Raw genomic sequence first — 13,998 nt, 5'->3', positions numbered from 1 at the left:
CGCACCTCTTCGAGAAGCGCGGGGCGTTCTGCACATCGTGTTGCCCTATGAAGTGTGACGTGAATCGCCTACATTGACCTCACGTAACAATTACGTTCGGCACCGCCTCACAGTCCCTGATCTCACCTCGGATTGTGGACAGCGCCCCCTTGTAGCAAGAGGTCCTCATGAGCAACGAAACGTCCCCCGGCCAAGGTGCCACTGCGTCGTCGGCGGGAGTCAAAGGCAACGATCCGAAAACCGGTGAATCCCACGAACTGAAACGGGTCATGGGACCTGGACTACTGCTGTTGTTCATTGTGGGCGACATCTTGGGCACCGGCGTCTACGCTCTGACCGGCAATATCGCCGGCGAAATCGGCGGTGCTGCGTGGGCACCCATCCTGATCGCTTTCGCGGTGGCCACCATCACCGCGTTCTCCTACCTGGAGCTGGTCACCAAGTACCCGGGTGCCTCGGGCGCAGCTCTCTACACGCATAAGGCCTTCGGCATCCACTTCATCACCTTCCTGGTGACGTTTGCCGTGCTGTGCTCCGGCCTGACATCTGCCGCTACCGCTTCGTCCGCAGTAGCATCCAACTTTGCTAAGGGCTTCCACCTGGAGCTGAGCCCGTTCGGTATCTCCGTGGTAGCCATCGTGTTCCTGGGCATCCTGGCTCTCATCAACCTGCGCGGTGTGTCCGAATCCGTGAAACTCAACGTGGTGCTCACGTGCATCGAACTCACGGGCCTGCTGATCGTGATCCTGGTGGGCTTCTGGGCCGCATCTCAGGGCAATGCGGACTTCAGCCAGACCGTGGTCTTCGAAACCTCCGAGGACAAGAGCATCTTCATGGCCCTGACCGCGGTAACCTCCTTGGCGTTCTTCTCGTTCGTGGGCTTCGAGGACTCGGTCAACATGGTCGAGGAGACCAAGGACCCCACTCGGAACTTCCCTCGCGTCATGCTGCTGGGCCTGAGCATCACGCTGGTGGTCTACGTGCTGGTCTCGATCTTCACCGTGGCCATCGTGCCCATCGGTCAGCTGGGTGAATCCACCACCCCGTTGCTGGACGTGGTACGTATCGGCGCACCGGGTATTCCGATCGACTCCATCTACCCGTTCCTGACCATCATCGCCGTGGCCAACACCGCGCTGATCAACATGCTCATGGCATCCCGTTTGCTCTACGGCATGGCGCGCCAGGGTGTGATTCCCGGGATCCTCGGCAAGGTGCTCCCGGAGCGCCGTACGCCGTGGACCTCCATCATCTTCACCACCGTGCTGGGCATGGCCCTCATCCTGATCGTCAACAACTTCATGGGTAAGGGAACGGCTTCAGCCCTGGGCGGCACCACGGCATTGCTGTTGCTGGCCGTGTTCACGGTGGTCAACATTGCGGCGATCATTTTGCGCCGTGACAAGTCACAGGAGGATCACGCGTACTTCCACGCTCCCAAGGTCCTGCCCTACCTGGGCACCATCACCTGTGCCTACCTTCTGGGCCCGTGGGCGCAGGACCCCATCGAGTACCAGATTGCCGTGATACTCATTGGGCTGGGCGTGCTGCTCTGGCTGCTGAACTTCCTCTACGACCGTTTGTTCACCGGCCGCCGCACCCGCTTCCACCACCCGGAAGATCTCGCACACCTGGAAGACACCGACCGCTAAAGCATTCGTTCCTCACGTACCAGGGAGACACCCATGAGCATTGTCGTCGGCTACCTACCGACCCCCGCCGGACGCGCCGCACTGCGGGCCAGCATCGGCGAAGCAAAACTACGTTCCAGCAAACTGGTCATCGTTCAGGCACCCGCACCCAAGCAACGCTTCGGACGTCCCGCCGAACAGGAATCACCGGCGGCGTCCGCCGAAGACCAGGAGCTGTTGGCCGAGAGCGGCATCGATCACGAATTGGTGTCCGTCCACCCGGACAGCGACCCCGCGGACGCCATCCTGGACGCGTGTGAACGCGTCACTGCCGAGCTGCTGGTCATCGGAACGCGTAAGCGCACGCCGGTGGGCAAGCTCATCATGGCGCCCACCACTCAGCGCATCCTGCTGGAGGCCACTTGCCCGGTGCTGTGCGTCAAGGCCGGGTACACCGTGGACGACTGATTCGCCCAGCAGCTACTAGGCCGCCCGGTCTTCCTCCGCCTCGTTGAGGTCGAAGGTCGGGCGGCTTTGCTGTGCGGTCACGGGCGCTTCCCACGACGACGCCGCGGTCGCGCCAGTTGCGCTTCGTTCGCCAGTCACGGTGCTGGTCGCACGCTTGGATCCCGGTGCAGGCACCGTGACATCTTTCTGTGTCCAGCCGAATCCATAGGCCAGAGCTGGCACCAAAGCATTCGATACTGCACAGCCGATCATCACACCAGCCCACGCCACCGGGATGGAAACCAGCACGTCAAGCGGAAAATGCGCGGTTGCGTATATACGGCTGAGTCCAACGAGAGCCACAAACGCAAGACCGAACAATAGAATTCGGTTGTGTTTGGAAGAGCGGAAATTCACGAGTGTTAAAGCCAACACGATCGCGAGTGCGCCACCAGTGTGTCCCGACGGGAAGGACGTGGCGCCGTCGAGCGCCAGAAGTTGATCACCGGTCATCAAAGACGGGCGTGGGCGCTCTGCAGCGACCTTGACCAGACCGATCGTGGCCCAACCCATGAGGGACGTGATGAGGAACGCGGTGGCGTCCAGGGGTCGTCGCCGGAAGACGGCGAGCCACCCGGTGATCATGGCGATGATCAATACAATGCCCGCATTGGAGAGCACAGCCTGGACCGCCATGGCAATGGCGTCGAATACTGCGTTGCGATATTGGACAAGCCCCTCGAGCAACGCGGTCTCCCCGTGCGTGATTTCCGGTGAGACCACCAGCAATCGACCGACGGTCGCAACCAACAACACCGTGACCAGAGGTACGGCCACTCGGTGTCGCAGTTGCGGCAAGCGCCACGGGGACCCGCCCGGCGAGGGGGAAGTTTTCTGCGCCGGATAGGTCATAGATCCATGGTGTCACTCATCACCGAGTGATTGCTGAAATCGCGCACCAGAGCCGGTGAGCCTGGAGGTTTCACGTGAAACGAAAAAATGTAATGAACCCTTCTTCGTTTGTATTCTCTTATCGGAATGTGCTGTTCGCGACAATTATGACGTCGTCCGGAATCGACTCATCTACTCTGCCGTTATAACTCTGAACTGACCCAATCCACCTCGATCCCAGGAGCCACCGTGCCCGAGAATCCCCAGTACCCACAGGTTTCGCAAGACGACGCACTCAAGCACATCGACAACAACGGCGTGGCCATCTACTGGCGTCCCGGGTGCCCATTCTGTGAGCGCCTTGAATACGGATTGGGTGAGGACGGCCAGAAGGCCACGTGGATCAATATCTGGGAAGATCCGGCGGCCAAGGAGTACGTAGCCTCCCTCAACGATGGCAATTCCACGGTTCCCACGGTGGTCACCAAGAACACCCATTTCATCGCGGCGGATTCGGATGCACCTGACCAGGTTCGTCAACTGCTGGCCAACGCCACCCCCGCGACCGCAGACTGAGGGAGTCAGTACCGGTAATCACAGAAAGCAGGATGACTCATGGCTGATCACTACCATTCTCCGGAAGACCTCAAGCTCCTGGGTGAGCTGAAGAAGCTTGCACCCGAGGAGTTCACCAAATTCGCGACATTCGACGCGGCCATCGGTCGCGAGGGCGGTCACATCGACCCCTTGAACCGTGAGCTCATCGCCATCGGTGTCGCCCTGACCACCCAGTGCCCCTACTGCCTCGAAGTGCACACCAAGAAGGCCAAGGCCGCCGGTGCCACACGCGAGCAGATCGTGGAAGCGGGCATGGTCGCCGCAGGTCTGCGCGCCGGGGCCGCCGTGACCCACACGGCCATGGCACTTCGCCTGTTCGACGAGGCCTGAGCCCAAGCTGTTTCACGCGGCACCGTGACCGCACCGTGCGGAACCGCGCCGCGCGCTTCGTGTCGGCGCGGTTCCTTTCTCGTGTGACTTAGTCGCCGTAGGGCCAAGGGGCTATGAGCACTCGTCCGAGAGCCAACCACGCCTAATTAGTCCGAACCTCTGTCAATCAGGAGCTTTGTCTTCGATAGTTGAAGGCGGGCTACACTCCGGTGCAAGAGAATCTTCACAGGAAATCGAGGACGACGATGTCCCTGCACTCCACGTCCGCCCCCTTCGAAGCGGCCCCGGGCTCACAGACGTCTTTGCGCGTGGCCAATCAGCGCCGGGTGATCGATGCCATGCGCGCACTGGGTACCACCACGCAGGCGACCATCGCGCGCGAAACAGCCCTGGCGCCGTCCACGGTGTCCTCCATCGTGCACGAGATGGTGACCGCGGGAGTGCTGGCTATGGATTCGTCACACGGGGGCCGCCGTGGGCAGCTAGTCCGGTTCAGCGACAACGCCGGCTTCGTGGTGGGCCTCGATGTGGGCCACCGCCACCTCACCGTGGCCGTGGCGGATCTCAATCAGGACATCAAGGCTCGTCAGCGATTTGATCTGCCCCGAGGTCATTCGGTCACCGAAGCGCTGGACACGGCCGATTCCACCTTGGACGCCATGGTTCGGAAGCTGAAGATTCCTCGGGTAAAACTACTCGCCGCCGGATTGACCGTGCCGGCCCCCGTAGACCTCGAAGGACGCGTGGTGAGCGCCGGGGCCATCCTTCCGGCCTGGGCCGATACCGATGTCCGTGCCGCTGCCTCCGGCCGACTCGGACTCCCGGTGGCCGTGGAAAATGATGCGAATGCCGGGGCGGTGGGTGAGTTCTCCCAGGGCGCCGGACGCACCGCCCAGAACATGGCCTACATCAAGGTCTCCCACGGCGTGGGTGCCGGCCTGATCCTCAACGGCCGACTGTTCCGAGGAGCCACCGGTTCCGCCGGGGAGCTCGGGCACATGACCCTGGACGAGCAGGGTGACGTCTGCCGCTGTGGCAACCGCGGATGCCTGGAAACATTCATCTCGTCCGAGGCCGTCCTCACCCTCCTGGGCGCCACCCGCGGCCCCGATCTCACGGTCGCTCAGGTTGTCGACGCCGCTCTGGCCGGGGATGTCGGCTGTGCTCGCGTCATCGGGGACACCGGTCGCACCCTGGGCACCACCGTGGCGAACCTGTGCAATCTCATCAATCCGGAGCTCGTGGTCGTGGGTGGCGAATTGGCCCGCGCGGGTGATCTGCTGTTGGCTCCGCTACGGGAGATCGTGTCTCGCTACGGTGTACAAGGCTGCACCCGGGACCTCGCGATCACCGCCGCTGAACTCGGCCCGGAAGCGCACCTCACCGGGGCGCTGATCATGGCGCTCGAGAACGTTTCTCTCACCGTTTAAGACACACCCACGTTTTTTGTGTTCAAGACATGGACATTTAGTGATCCGGGTCCTAATCTTGATCCACTACCGGCAAGCGTACTTCCGGTTACCGTCCCCACAGCGTCCTATGCCCTGGGGCCTGCATTCTTACTTCGTTACAGCAAGGGAGCTGCGCGATGAGCCAAGCAGCGCACGCAGTACCGTCCGAGCGTCACGACGCAAACACCGGCGCGGTCATCAGAATCACAACGGTCGCTGCTTTCGGTGGCCTGCTCTTCGGTTACGACTCCGCCGTGATCAACGGCGCGGTGTCCTCCATCCAATCCCGCTTCGACGTGGGTCCGGGTCCCCTGGGCTTCGCGGTGGCAGCGGCACTGCTGGGTGCCGCGGTGGGTGCCTTCTTCGGCGCCCGCATTGCGGACCGCACCGGTCGCATCCTGATCATGAAGATCGCCGCGGTCCTGTTCCTGGCCTCAGCGATCGGTTGTGGCCTGGCTAATGACATCACCACGCTGGTCATCTTCCGCGTGGTCGGAGGTGTGGGTGTGGGTGTGGCCTCCGTGATCGCCCCCGCCTACATTGCCGAAGTTTCCCCTGCGCACCTGCGCGGCCGGTTGGGCTCGCTGCAGCAGATGGGCATTGTGCTCGGTATCTTCCTGTCGCTGCTCATTGACGCCCTGTTGGCCTACTGGGCCGGCGGGGCAGCCAACGAGCTGTGGCTGGGTCTCGAGGCCTGGCGCTGGATGTTCCTGGTCATGGCCATCCCGGCTGTCATGTACGGCATCGGCGCGTTCACCATTCCCGAGTCCCCGCGTTACCTGGTGTCCCGCGGCCGTGATGACGAGGCTCGCTCCGTGTTGACCAGCATCCACGGCGATCAGGTGGCCGAGGAGCGCGTGGCCCGCATCCGCGAAACCATCAACAAGGAACACAAGCCCCGCTTCAGCGATCTGCGTGGTTCCCTGGGTGGTCTCAAGCCCATCGTGTGGGTCGGTATCGGCCTGGCAGCCCTGCAACAGTTCGTGGGCATCAACGTGATCTTCTACTACTCCAACGTGTTGTGGGAGTCGGTGGGCTTCTCGGAGTCCGATTCGTTCGTGATCTCGGTCGCCACCTCCGTGACCAACGTGTTGGTAACCATCGTGGCCATCTTCCTGGTGGACAAGGTGGGCCGCCGCCCTCTGCTGCTCATTGGCTCCACCGGTATGGCCGTTTCGCTCGCAACCCTGGCCATTGTCTTCGCCACCGCCAGCAAAGTCATGGTGGACGGTCAGCTCACGCCGGTGCTCGGCCCCGTGGCAGGTCCGGTCGCCCTGATCGCTGCCAACCTGTTCGTGATCTTCTTCGGTGTCTCGTGGGGTCCGCTCATGTGGGTCCTGCTGGGCGAGATGTTCCCCAACCGCATCCGCGGTGCCGCACTGGCCGTGGCCGGTGCCGTGCAGTGGATCGCCAACTGGGCCGTCACCGTCACCTTCCCGGCGCTGTCCAACTTCTCGCTGGGTCTGGCCTACGGCATCTACGCGTTCTTCGCGGTGGTCTCGCTGATCTTCACCATCAAGATGGTCTCCGAGACCAAGGGTGTGGAGCTCGAGGACATGCACGACTGACGCTTTATCCCACCCGATCCGATCGCCCTGGTTCCGTACGCGTGTACGGGACCGGGGCGACGTCGTACCCGCTGCCTTCCGCGCGTGGCTGCGGGAGGGTCATAGTTTGTCGGATTAACAAATATGCCGCTCCGATACCCCCACCCCGGGCGTTCTCGGGTAGTTTCGAGTCTGATATTCGCGGACGATCCCCGTGGAATCGCCCACAATCTTCACGACTTTTCAATGGCGAAATGAGGACCTCACGGTGACCCAATCTTCTTCGGAACAGTCCACAGCAGGACGTAAATCGGCCGGCCACGTGATCGTGGATTCCCTGGTCGCCCACGGCGTGGAACGCGCGTACGTCGTGCCCGGCGAGAGCTACCTGGATGTGCTGGACGGCCTGTACAAGTCCCCCATCAATACCGTGATCACCCGCCACGAGGGCGGCGCCGCGTACATGGCCGAGGCCGACGGCAAGATGAACACCGTGCCCGGCGTAGCCATGGTGACCCGTGGCCCCGGTGCCGCCAACGCTCACGTGGGCCTGCACACCGCGTGGCAGGATTCCACTCCCATGGTGCTGTTCGTGGGGCTGATCCCCTTCGAACATCGCGAGAAGGAGGCGTTCCAGGAGTTCGATCCGCACCAGTGGTTCGGCTCTGGCGCCAAGCGCGTGATGGTCCTGGACCACGCCGAGCGCGCCTCCGAATATGTCGCCGAGGCCATGTTCGCAGCGGCGTCCGGCCGCCCCGGTCCCGTGGTGGTCGGTTTGCCCGAGGACGTCATCACGCGCGAGATCGACGCGACCCTGCACCCGCGGATTCCTGTTGCTGGTGGCGGTATGACCGTGACCGACTGGAAGGCTCTGGAGAGCGCGCTCAAGGAATCCGAGAAGCCGCTGTTCGTGACCGGCGGTAACGACTGGACCCACGAGGGCGCCCAGAAGTTCACCCAGTGGCTCGAGGAACATCACATCCCCGCCGCAGCCGAGTGGCGCACGGAGGGTACCGTGCCGTTCAACTCCCCGTCCTACGTGGGCCCCATCGGCTATGGCCGCCCGCGACCCACCTACGACCTGCTGGAAGAAACTGACCTGCTCGTCTTCGTGGGAACCGTGCCCGGTGACGTGATCACGGACGGTTTCCTGGTGCGTCAGGACTGGTCCAAGAAGAACTTCATCGTGACCATGGACCCGTCCATGCGCGGCCGTTCCGGTGCCGTTTCGCATCAGATCGTGGCCAAGCCGGACGTATTCGTGCGCGACCTGGTGCGCATGGACCTCCCGGTCAAGGACGGCTGGAAGGACTGGTGTGGTCGCATGCGGCAGCAGCAGGTCGACTTCGCCGAGCCAAAGGACACCCACCCGGAGGACGGCCCGGCCACCATGGACACCATGATGGCCAACTTGGTGGAAAACCTGCCGGAGGACGCCATGGTCACCTTCGGCGCCGGAGAGCACACCAACTGGGCGCACCGATACTTCCCGACCAATGGCTACGCGTCCATGATTTCGGCGCGCAACGGTTCCATGGGGTACTCGGTACCCTCCGCCGTGGCAGCGTCCCTGAACTACCCGGGCCGCCGAGTGATCTCGATCGCCGGTGACGGTGAGTTCCTCATGAACGGTCAAGAGCTGGCCACCGCCGCGCAGTACGGCGCCACGCCGTTGGTCATCGTGATGGACAACCAGGAGTACGGCACCATCCGCACGCACCAGGAGAAGCAGTACCCCAAGCGCGTGTCCGGTACCCAGTTGACGAACCCGGATTTCGCGGGCATGGCCACCTCGTTCGGTGGTTTTGGCGTGCGCGTGGAGCGCGAGTCCGAGATCCCGGGTGCGCTCGAGGAAGCCTTCAAGGCCATTGACGAGCAGGGCACGTTCGCGCTCATCCACCTGATCGTGGAGCAGCGCCACAAAGCATACTGATCCAGTTATAGATACTGGTCAGATAGCTGACGACGCCGCTCCTGGAACCTTTCGTACGGAAAGTCCCGGGAGCGGCGTCGTCGCGTTCGAGCGTGGGCGACTAGCGCAGCGGGTGCTCTGCCTGGTCCTTGTGCATCCGACCGGCGAAGACCGCAATGACGCCGAGCAGAGGCGTCACGATGGCCACGCCCCAGAAGATCGCCTCGGGCGGCAGGACCTGTGAAACCGGTCCCGCCACCGCCATGGATACGGGCATGAGCGACAGGGACACGAAGAAGTCCAGGGATGAGATGCGCCCAAGCATGTGCACGGGGACGCGGCGCTGCAGCAGAGTGCCCCAAATGACCTGACCAGCGCCGCCCGTGGCACCGAAGACACACAACGCGATCGCCATGACCCACCACGAATCGGTCATGCCCACCAGGCCGAACGGCAGCGTGCCGAAACCCCACAGCCAGATCATGGTGGTGAGGTAATTGCGCGGCAGGGGCATGGATGCCGTGATGATCGAACCCAGCGCCATGGACACCCCGTACAGACCGAGCATCGCACCGTAACTGGCCACCGTGCCGCCCAGCCGGTCCACGACCAGGAATGGGACGAGCACCTCGAGCGGGCCGATGAACAAGAACACAGCGCTCATGGCCCACAAGAGCGTCCAAAGCAACCACGGAGTGCGCACCGAGTAGAGGAAACCGTCCACCAGATCACGCAAGATGGACGTGGACGGCGCCGTGTTGGAGCCTTGCGGTTCCTCCTCCCCGAACCTGCCGCTCGTTGGGATGCGCAGAAACATCATCAGGACGAACGCTGCGGCGTGGCACACGGCAATGGCCACCACGGCGAGCGCTGGGAAAGCCAGGCCAGCGAGGAAGCCACCCACCGCGGGACCGGCAGCGATCTGCAAGAGCGGTCGGGCGGTCCCCTCCACACCGTTGGCGGCAAGCAACTGACTGGCCGGCAGGATCCTCGGCAGTGCGGCCGAGTAGGCGGGGTAGAAGAATCCCAAGGAGCCTGCGAACACGAACGCGGCGATCGCCAGGTGCCACATCGCAAGGTTGCCGGTCCATGTCAGGAGCACGATCACAGAAGCGGTCAGAAAATTGGTGGCTTCCACGCATCGCAAGATGATATTCAGCCGCACGCGATCTGCCGTCACCCCGCCCACCAGGACGAAAACCACCGCGCCCAAGGCACCGGCCGCGGTGACCATGGACAGATCCACGGCCGAACCGCCCAAGGCCATGACCTTCGCGACCAAGGCGACCGCCCACAGTCCTGATCCGAACACGCTCATGCACATGGCAAAGGCCAGCACCGCGAAGGCCGGGGTACTGAAAGGTTTGAACGCGCGGGGAAGTAACATTGGGATTAGCCTACAACTATGTATCACGTTGTGATATAAAGCGTCGCCCTCCAGGGGGCCAAGCTACTCCATGAAGTACCGTTGAAGCGGTTATTTTCATGCAGTTCCCCCAGCGAAGGAGCCCCAGATGCGCGCAACCCACGTGCCGGAAACCGGAGTCATCACCGTGCGTGAATGGCCCAAACCGCAGGCCACTGAGCCGGGCACGTTCGTGGTGCGGATGACGGCGGCATCAGTCTGTGGTTCGGATCTGCACGCGGCCCTGCACGGCACGCTGCATCCCAAGGGTCCGGAGCGCGCGGGCTACCCGGGCCACGAGGGCGTGGGTGTCGTTTCGGAGTCCAACTCCGAGAAGTTCCCCGTGGGCACCACAGTGCTGTGCGTTCCCCCGGGTGAGTTCGGTGGAGCGTTCGCGGAGTACATGCTGCTCGACGACGACCACGCCGTGGCTCTGCCCTCGGACGTGAACAGTAACGATCTCACCCAGATGCGCCGCTACATGATGGCCCAGCAGCTGGGCACGTGCATTTACGCGTTCGACCTCTACTGGCCCACCGAGGTGCCCGCGCGCACCGCGGGCACGTGCGTGATCATGGGCGCCGGTTCCGCGGGCTTGTTCTTCCTGCAGGACGCCCTGCGCCGCGGTTTCGACCAGGTCATCATTTCGGACAAGGAACCTGCCCGCCTCGAGATCGCCCGCAAGCTGGGTGCCCGCGCCGTGCTGATCCCGGACGAGGACCTGGGCACCGTGGTCTCCGAGCTCACCGGCAACAACGGCGCGGATCTGGTGATCGAGGCCGTCGGTTCCGATGAGTTGCGCACCCAGGCCGTGGACATCGTGGCCAACCGCGGCATCGTGGGCTGGTTCGGCCTGTACGAAAGCTTCGAACCTACTCTCGTGCCGATCTTCGAGGTCTTCCGCAAGTGCGTGCGCCTCCAGGGTTCCGTGGCCGCCCAGTCCGAGCCCGGCCTCAAGTCCTTCCACGAGGCTGTCCGTCGCATCCACGACGGCGAGGTCGAGGTCGACTACTGCCTAGGCCCCACCCACACCTTGGATCAGGTGGCAGAGGTGCTGCGCATCGCCGAACGCGGCGGCGACGGCCAGGTCAAGTTCACCATCGTCCCGTAACCCCGCTTTTCACCGCCCGACGACGCCGCTCGGGTACCTTGCGTGCGCAAGGTACCCGAGCGGCGTCGTCCGCGTCGATGGCAAAAGCCCAGGAAGACTGGCCATTCGGCCATGTCAGAGCGATCTACCCCGGGGTAGATTAGGACGTCAGAGGTAATCAATAAGTCACCGAGCGGACCGAAGGAATGGATTGTGCCGATCAAATCCTTCATGGGACTCGTGCGAGGCGAGCGCGATCACTCCCGCCCCGAATTCTTCGAGGGCGTCGCCACCCCGGCCAGGATCCTGGTGTTCGTTGCGGCCGTGGTGGCCTATTTCTCGGTGTCGGCCCTGTGCACGTGGCTGCTCCCGGACGTCATCACCCGGGATCTGCTGGGCGAGGTCATTCCGCGCATCATCGCGGTGGCTTCCGCTGCTCTCGTGTTCATGACGAGTGAGCGGCTATTGGCGCACACCGTGGAGGCTACGGAGCATCCTTCGGGAGGGGCAGGGTCACCGTAAAGCGGCAGCGACCGTGTGAGTCCTCATCGACCGCGATGGTGCCACCGTGGGCGAGCACGATCTCGCGGCTGATGGCCAGGCCCAATCCGGATCCACCGGTATCCCGGGCTCGTGAAGCGTCCAGGCGGACGAACCGTTCGAAGACCTTGTTCTGATCTGCGGGGGCAATCGTATCGCCGTTGTTGATCACGGTGAGCACCGCATTCGTCTCGGTCGCGCTCAACCGCACCTCGATCAGCGACTCAGCATGGCGACCCGCGTTGGACAGCAGATTCCGCACCACGTGCTGCAGCTTTGAGGCGTCCGCACGCAGGCGCACCGGCTCGATGTAGACCGTCAGTTCCTGGTCCAGTGCGGGTCGGATCCGGGCGATCTCGTCCGACACCACCTCGTCCATGTCGGTGTCGGCAACGCGCATGTCCAGGCCGGCGTCGTCCGCGCGGGCGAGGGTGAGGAGGTCCTGCACGAGCTGACCCATGCGCTGGGACTGGGAGACGAGCACCGGGGACAGCTCTTTCCAGGCCTCGCCGGAGGGATCGCTGCGGGCCACGTCCAGCGTGGTGGACAACGTGGCCAGCGGCGAGCGCAGCTCGTGGGACGCATCGGCCACAAAGCGCCGTTGTGCCTGATCCGACGCCTGGAGCCGGTCCAGCATCGCGTTCATGGTGGAGGCCAGCTGAGCAATCTCGTCGCGGGTGGGCGGCACATCCACGCGTTCGTCCAGATTGGACCCGCCGATGGTGCGCACCTGGTCGGTGATGCGCCGGACCGGCCGCAGGGAACGGCCCGTGAGCCACCACATGGTCAGCGCGCCCAGGATCACGAGGAGCGGGCCCACCACCAGCACGAACACCGCCACGACGGTGAGGGAACTGGTCTGCAGGTTGACGGGAACGGCCACCACCAAGGTGTGGGGTTCGTCGTTGACCACTATGCCTTCGGAGACATATACAAAATCGTTGGGGATGCGCAGGAGGCCTCGGTCGTCGGTGCGCGATTCGAACGTGGCACCCGGGGTGAGCGCCGGTGAGTTCAAATCAATGTCCCCGGTCATTGCGGGTGAGGAGGCCACGACCGAGCCCTCCTGATCGGTGAGCTGCACCAGGACACCGGGTTGGCCCACCGCGCGCAGCAGATCCTCGGGGTCCGCTTGGGACCACACGTAGATCACGCGATTCTCGGGAGTCTCCTGCCCGTCCACCAGACGCGAGAGCACCTGCTGCTGACTGGTCACCGCTTGATCATGGGCGGTGGAGACAATGTTGCGCTTGAGCACTTCCAGCAGGAGCACACCCGCCAACAACAGCACCACGATCATGAGCAGTGCCGCAGCGAGCGTGGTCTTGCGCCGCACGCCCCACCGCCGGCGCACGCCCAACATGCTCATGCCGCGGAGGTATCCGCGACCAGTCGATACCCCATACCCCGCACGGTCTGCAGCGTGTTGAGGCCGAAGGGAACGTCGATCTTCTTGCGCAGATACCCCACGTAGACCTCCACGATGTTCTCCGAACCCTCGAACGCGGCATCCCACGCGTTGTCCATGATCTGCAGTTTGGACACCACGGTCTCCGCGTTCTGCATGAAGTACTGCAGGATCACGTATTCCTTGGCGGTCAGTTCGATCACCGTGTCCCCGCGGGTGACCTTGTGCCGGGACGGGTCCAGTTCCAAGCTGCCCACGGTGATGTTGACCGGTCGCTCCGGGGCGCCGCGCCGGATGAGCGCTCGCAACCGGGCCACCAGGACCATGAAGCTGAACGGCTTGGTCAGGTAGTCGTCGGCGCCCAGGTCGAACGCGTCGGCCTCGTCGTACTCGCCGTCCTTGGCGGTGAGCATCAACACGGGCGTCCAGTTCTTGGCGGCACGAATTTCCTTGAGGATCGTGTACCCGTTCTTACCGGGCAGCATGAGGTCCAGCACGATCACGTCGTACGGGTTCTCCTGGGCCAGCCACGCACCGGTGACGCCGTCGTTGGCCACGTCCACCACGAACCCCTCGTTGGTGAGTCCACGGCGCAGCGACTCCAAGAGGTCCGCCTCGTCATCGACGACCAGTACACGCATTCATCAAGCCTTTCCAGCGGAGCGGGTTGTCTCCCAGCTCCCACGGTATTCGACAGCCCATCCGAGGGCACCCCTCAAGAATGCCGC

Annotated in this window: 13 protein-coding genes; 9 read left to right on the top strand and 4 right to left on the bottom strand. The window is 63.5% G+C overall.

Annotated features, from left to right (window positions below; all coding sequences use genetic code 11):
• Positions 1-167: 167 nt before the first annotated feature.
• Together CKW39_RS06010 and CKW39_RS06005 are read left to right on the top strand one after the other, a co-directional pair.
• On the top strand, positions 168-1,652 hold the full coding sequence (locus CKW39_RS06010) for an APC family permease (RefSeq protein WP_095797233.1): 1,485 nt from the start codon (positions 168-170) through the stop codon (positions 1,650-1,652).
• A gap of 33 nt (positions 1,653-1,685) precedes the next feature.
• The gene (locus CKW39_RS06005) at positions 1,686-2,099 is read left to right on the top strand and encodes a universal stress protein (protein WP_095797232.1); all 414 of its coding nucleotides are present in this window, start codon (positions 1,686-1,688) and stop codon (positions 2,097-2,099) included.
• Between the two features lie 15 nt (positions 2,100-2,114).
• Here CKW39_RS06005 and CKW39_RS06000 read toward each other — a convergent pair whose 3' ends face one another.
• On the bottom strand, positions 2,115-2,861 hold the full coding sequence (locus CKW39_RS06000; protein WP_254049302.1) for a phosphatase PAP2 family protein: 747 nt from the start codon (positions 2,859-2,861) through the stop codon (positions 2,115-2,117).
• Between the two features lie 357 nt (positions 2,862-3,218).
• On the opposite strand from CKW39_RS06000, the gene CKW39_RS05995 reads away from it, so the two are divergent.
• From CKW39_RS05995 to CKW39_RS05975, 5 genes are all read left to right on the top strand, one after another.
• Complete coding sequence (locus CKW39_RS05995) at positions 3,219-3,545, top strand: glutaredoxin domain-containing protein (protein ID WP_095797230.1); 327 nt, start codon at positions 3,219-3,221, stop codon at positions 3,543-3,545.
• A 39-nt stretch (positions 3,546-3,584) separates the two neighbouring features.
• Positions 3,585-3,917: a carboxymuconolactone decarboxylase family protein gene (locus tag CKW39_RS05990; protein WP_095797229.1), complete on the top strand. Its 333-nt coding sequence runs from the start codon at positions 3,585-3,587 to the stop codon at positions 3,915-3,917.
• A gap of 245 nt (positions 3,918-4,162) precedes the next feature.
• Positions 4,163-5,347, top strand: coding sequence for an ROK family transcriptional regulator (locus CKW39_RS05985; RefSeq protein WP_095797228.1), 1,185 nt, complete (start codon positions 4,163-4,165; stop codon positions 5,345-5,347).
• A gap of 158 nt (positions 5,348-5,505) precedes the next feature.
• Positions 5,506-6,936 (top strand): sugar porter family MFS transporter, encoded by a 1,431-nt coding sequence (locus CKW39_RS05980; protein WP_095797227.1) that lies wholly within the window; start codon positions 5,506-5,508, stop codon positions 6,934-6,936.
• A gap of 247 nt (positions 6,937-7,183) precedes the next feature.
• Positions 7,184-8,848, top strand: a complete 1,665-nt coding sequence (locus CKW39_RS05975) for a thiamine pyrophosphate-dependent enzyme (RefSeq protein WP_095797226.1) — start codon at positions 7,184-7,186, stop codon at positions 8,846-8,848.
• A gap of 100 nt (positions 8,849-8,948) precedes the next feature.
• On the opposite strand, the gene CKW39_RS05970 is transcribed toward CKW39_RS05975, so the two are convergent.
• Complete coding sequence (locus CKW39_RS05970; protein ID WP_095797225.1) at positions 8,949-10,214, bottom strand: MFS transporter; 1,266 nt, start codon at positions 10,212-10,214, stop codon at positions 8,949-8,951.
• Between the two features lie 127 nt (positions 10,215-10,341).
• On the opposite strand from CKW39_RS05970, the gene CKW39_RS05965 reads away from it, so the two are divergent.
• Together CKW39_RS05965 and CKW39_RS05960 are read left to right on the top strand one after the other, a co-directional pair.
• Complete coding sequence (locus tag CKW39_RS05965; RefSeq protein ID WP_095797224.1) at positions 10,342-11,343, top strand: zinc-binding dehydrogenase; 1,002 nt, start codon at positions 10,342-10,344, stop codon at positions 11,341-11,343.
• Between the two features lie 192 nt (positions 11,344-11,535).
• Positions 11,536-11,844: a hypothetical protein gene (locus CKW39_RS05960; RefSeq protein ID WP_095797223.1), complete on the top strand. Its 309-nt coding sequence runs from the start codon at positions 11,536-11,538 to the stop codon at positions 11,842-11,844.
• Here CKW39_RS05960 and CKW39_RS05955 read toward each other — a convergent pair.
• Positions 11,807-13,231 (bottom strand): cell wall metabolism sensor histidine kinase WalK, encoded by a 1,425-nt coding sequence (locus CKW39_RS05955; protein WP_095797222.1) that lies wholly within the window; start codon positions 13,229-13,231, stop codon positions 11,807-11,809. The genes CKW39_RS05960 and CKW39_RS05955 overlap by 38 nt on opposite strands.
• On the bottom strand, positions 13,228-13,911 hold the full coding sequence (locus tag CKW39_RS05950) for a response regulator transcription factor (RefSeq protein WP_095797221.1): 684 nt from the start codon (positions 13,909-13,911) through the stop codon (positions 13,228-13,230). Before CKW39_RS05950 ends, CKW39_RS05955 begins: the two co-directional genes overlap by 4 nt.
• Positions 13,912-13,998: the final 87 nt, after the last annotated feature.

The sequence above is a fragment of the Kocuria sp. WRN011 genome (genome assembly GCF_002295155.1).
GTDB lineage: Bacteria > Actinomycetota > Actinomycetes > Actinomycetales > Micrococcaceae > Kocuria > Kocuria carniphila.
This window is presented reverse-complemented; position numbering and strand designations above follow the sequence as displayed.

Excerpts from the sequence above, each read along its gene's own strand:
- CKW39_RS05985 (WP_095797228.1), top strand. The coding sequence starts at position 4,163 with ATGTCCCTGCACTCCACGTCCGCCCCCTTCGAAGCGGCCCCGGGCTCA.
- CKW39_RS05990 (WP_095797229.1), top strand. The coding sequence starts at position 3,585 with ATGGCTGATCACTACCATTCTCCGGAAGACCTCAAGCTCCTGGGTGAG.
- CKW39_RS05950 (WP_095797221.1), bottom strand. The coding sequence starts at position 13,911 with ATGCGTGTACTGGTCGTCGATGACGAGGCGGACCTCTTGGAGTCGCTG.
- CKW39_RS06010 (WP_095797233.1), top strand. The coding sequence starts at position 168 with ATGAGCAACGAAACGTCCCCCGGCCAAGGTGCCACTGCGTCGTCGGCG.
- CKW39_RS05970 (WP_095797225.1), bottom strand. The coding sequence starts at position 10,214 with ATGTTACTTCCCCGCGCGTTCAAACCTTTCAGTACCCCGGCCTTCGCG.
- CKW39_RS05955 (WP_095797222.1), bottom strand. The coding sequence starts at position 13,231 with ATGAGCATGTTGGGCGTGCGCCGGCGGTGGGGCGTGCGGCGCAAGACC.
- CKW39_RS05965 (WP_095797224.1), top strand. The coding sequence starts at position 10,342 with ATGCGCGCAACCCACGTGCCGGAAACCGGAGTCATCACCGTGCGTGAA.
- CKW39_RS06005 (WP_095797232.1), top strand. The coding sequence starts at position 1,686 with ATGAGCATTGTCGTCGGCTACCTACCGACCCCCGCCGGACGCGCCGCA.
- CKW39_RS05980 (WP_095797227.1), top strand. The coding sequence starts at position 5,506 with ATGAGCCAAGCAGCGCACGCAGTACCGTCCGAGCGTCACGACGCAAAC.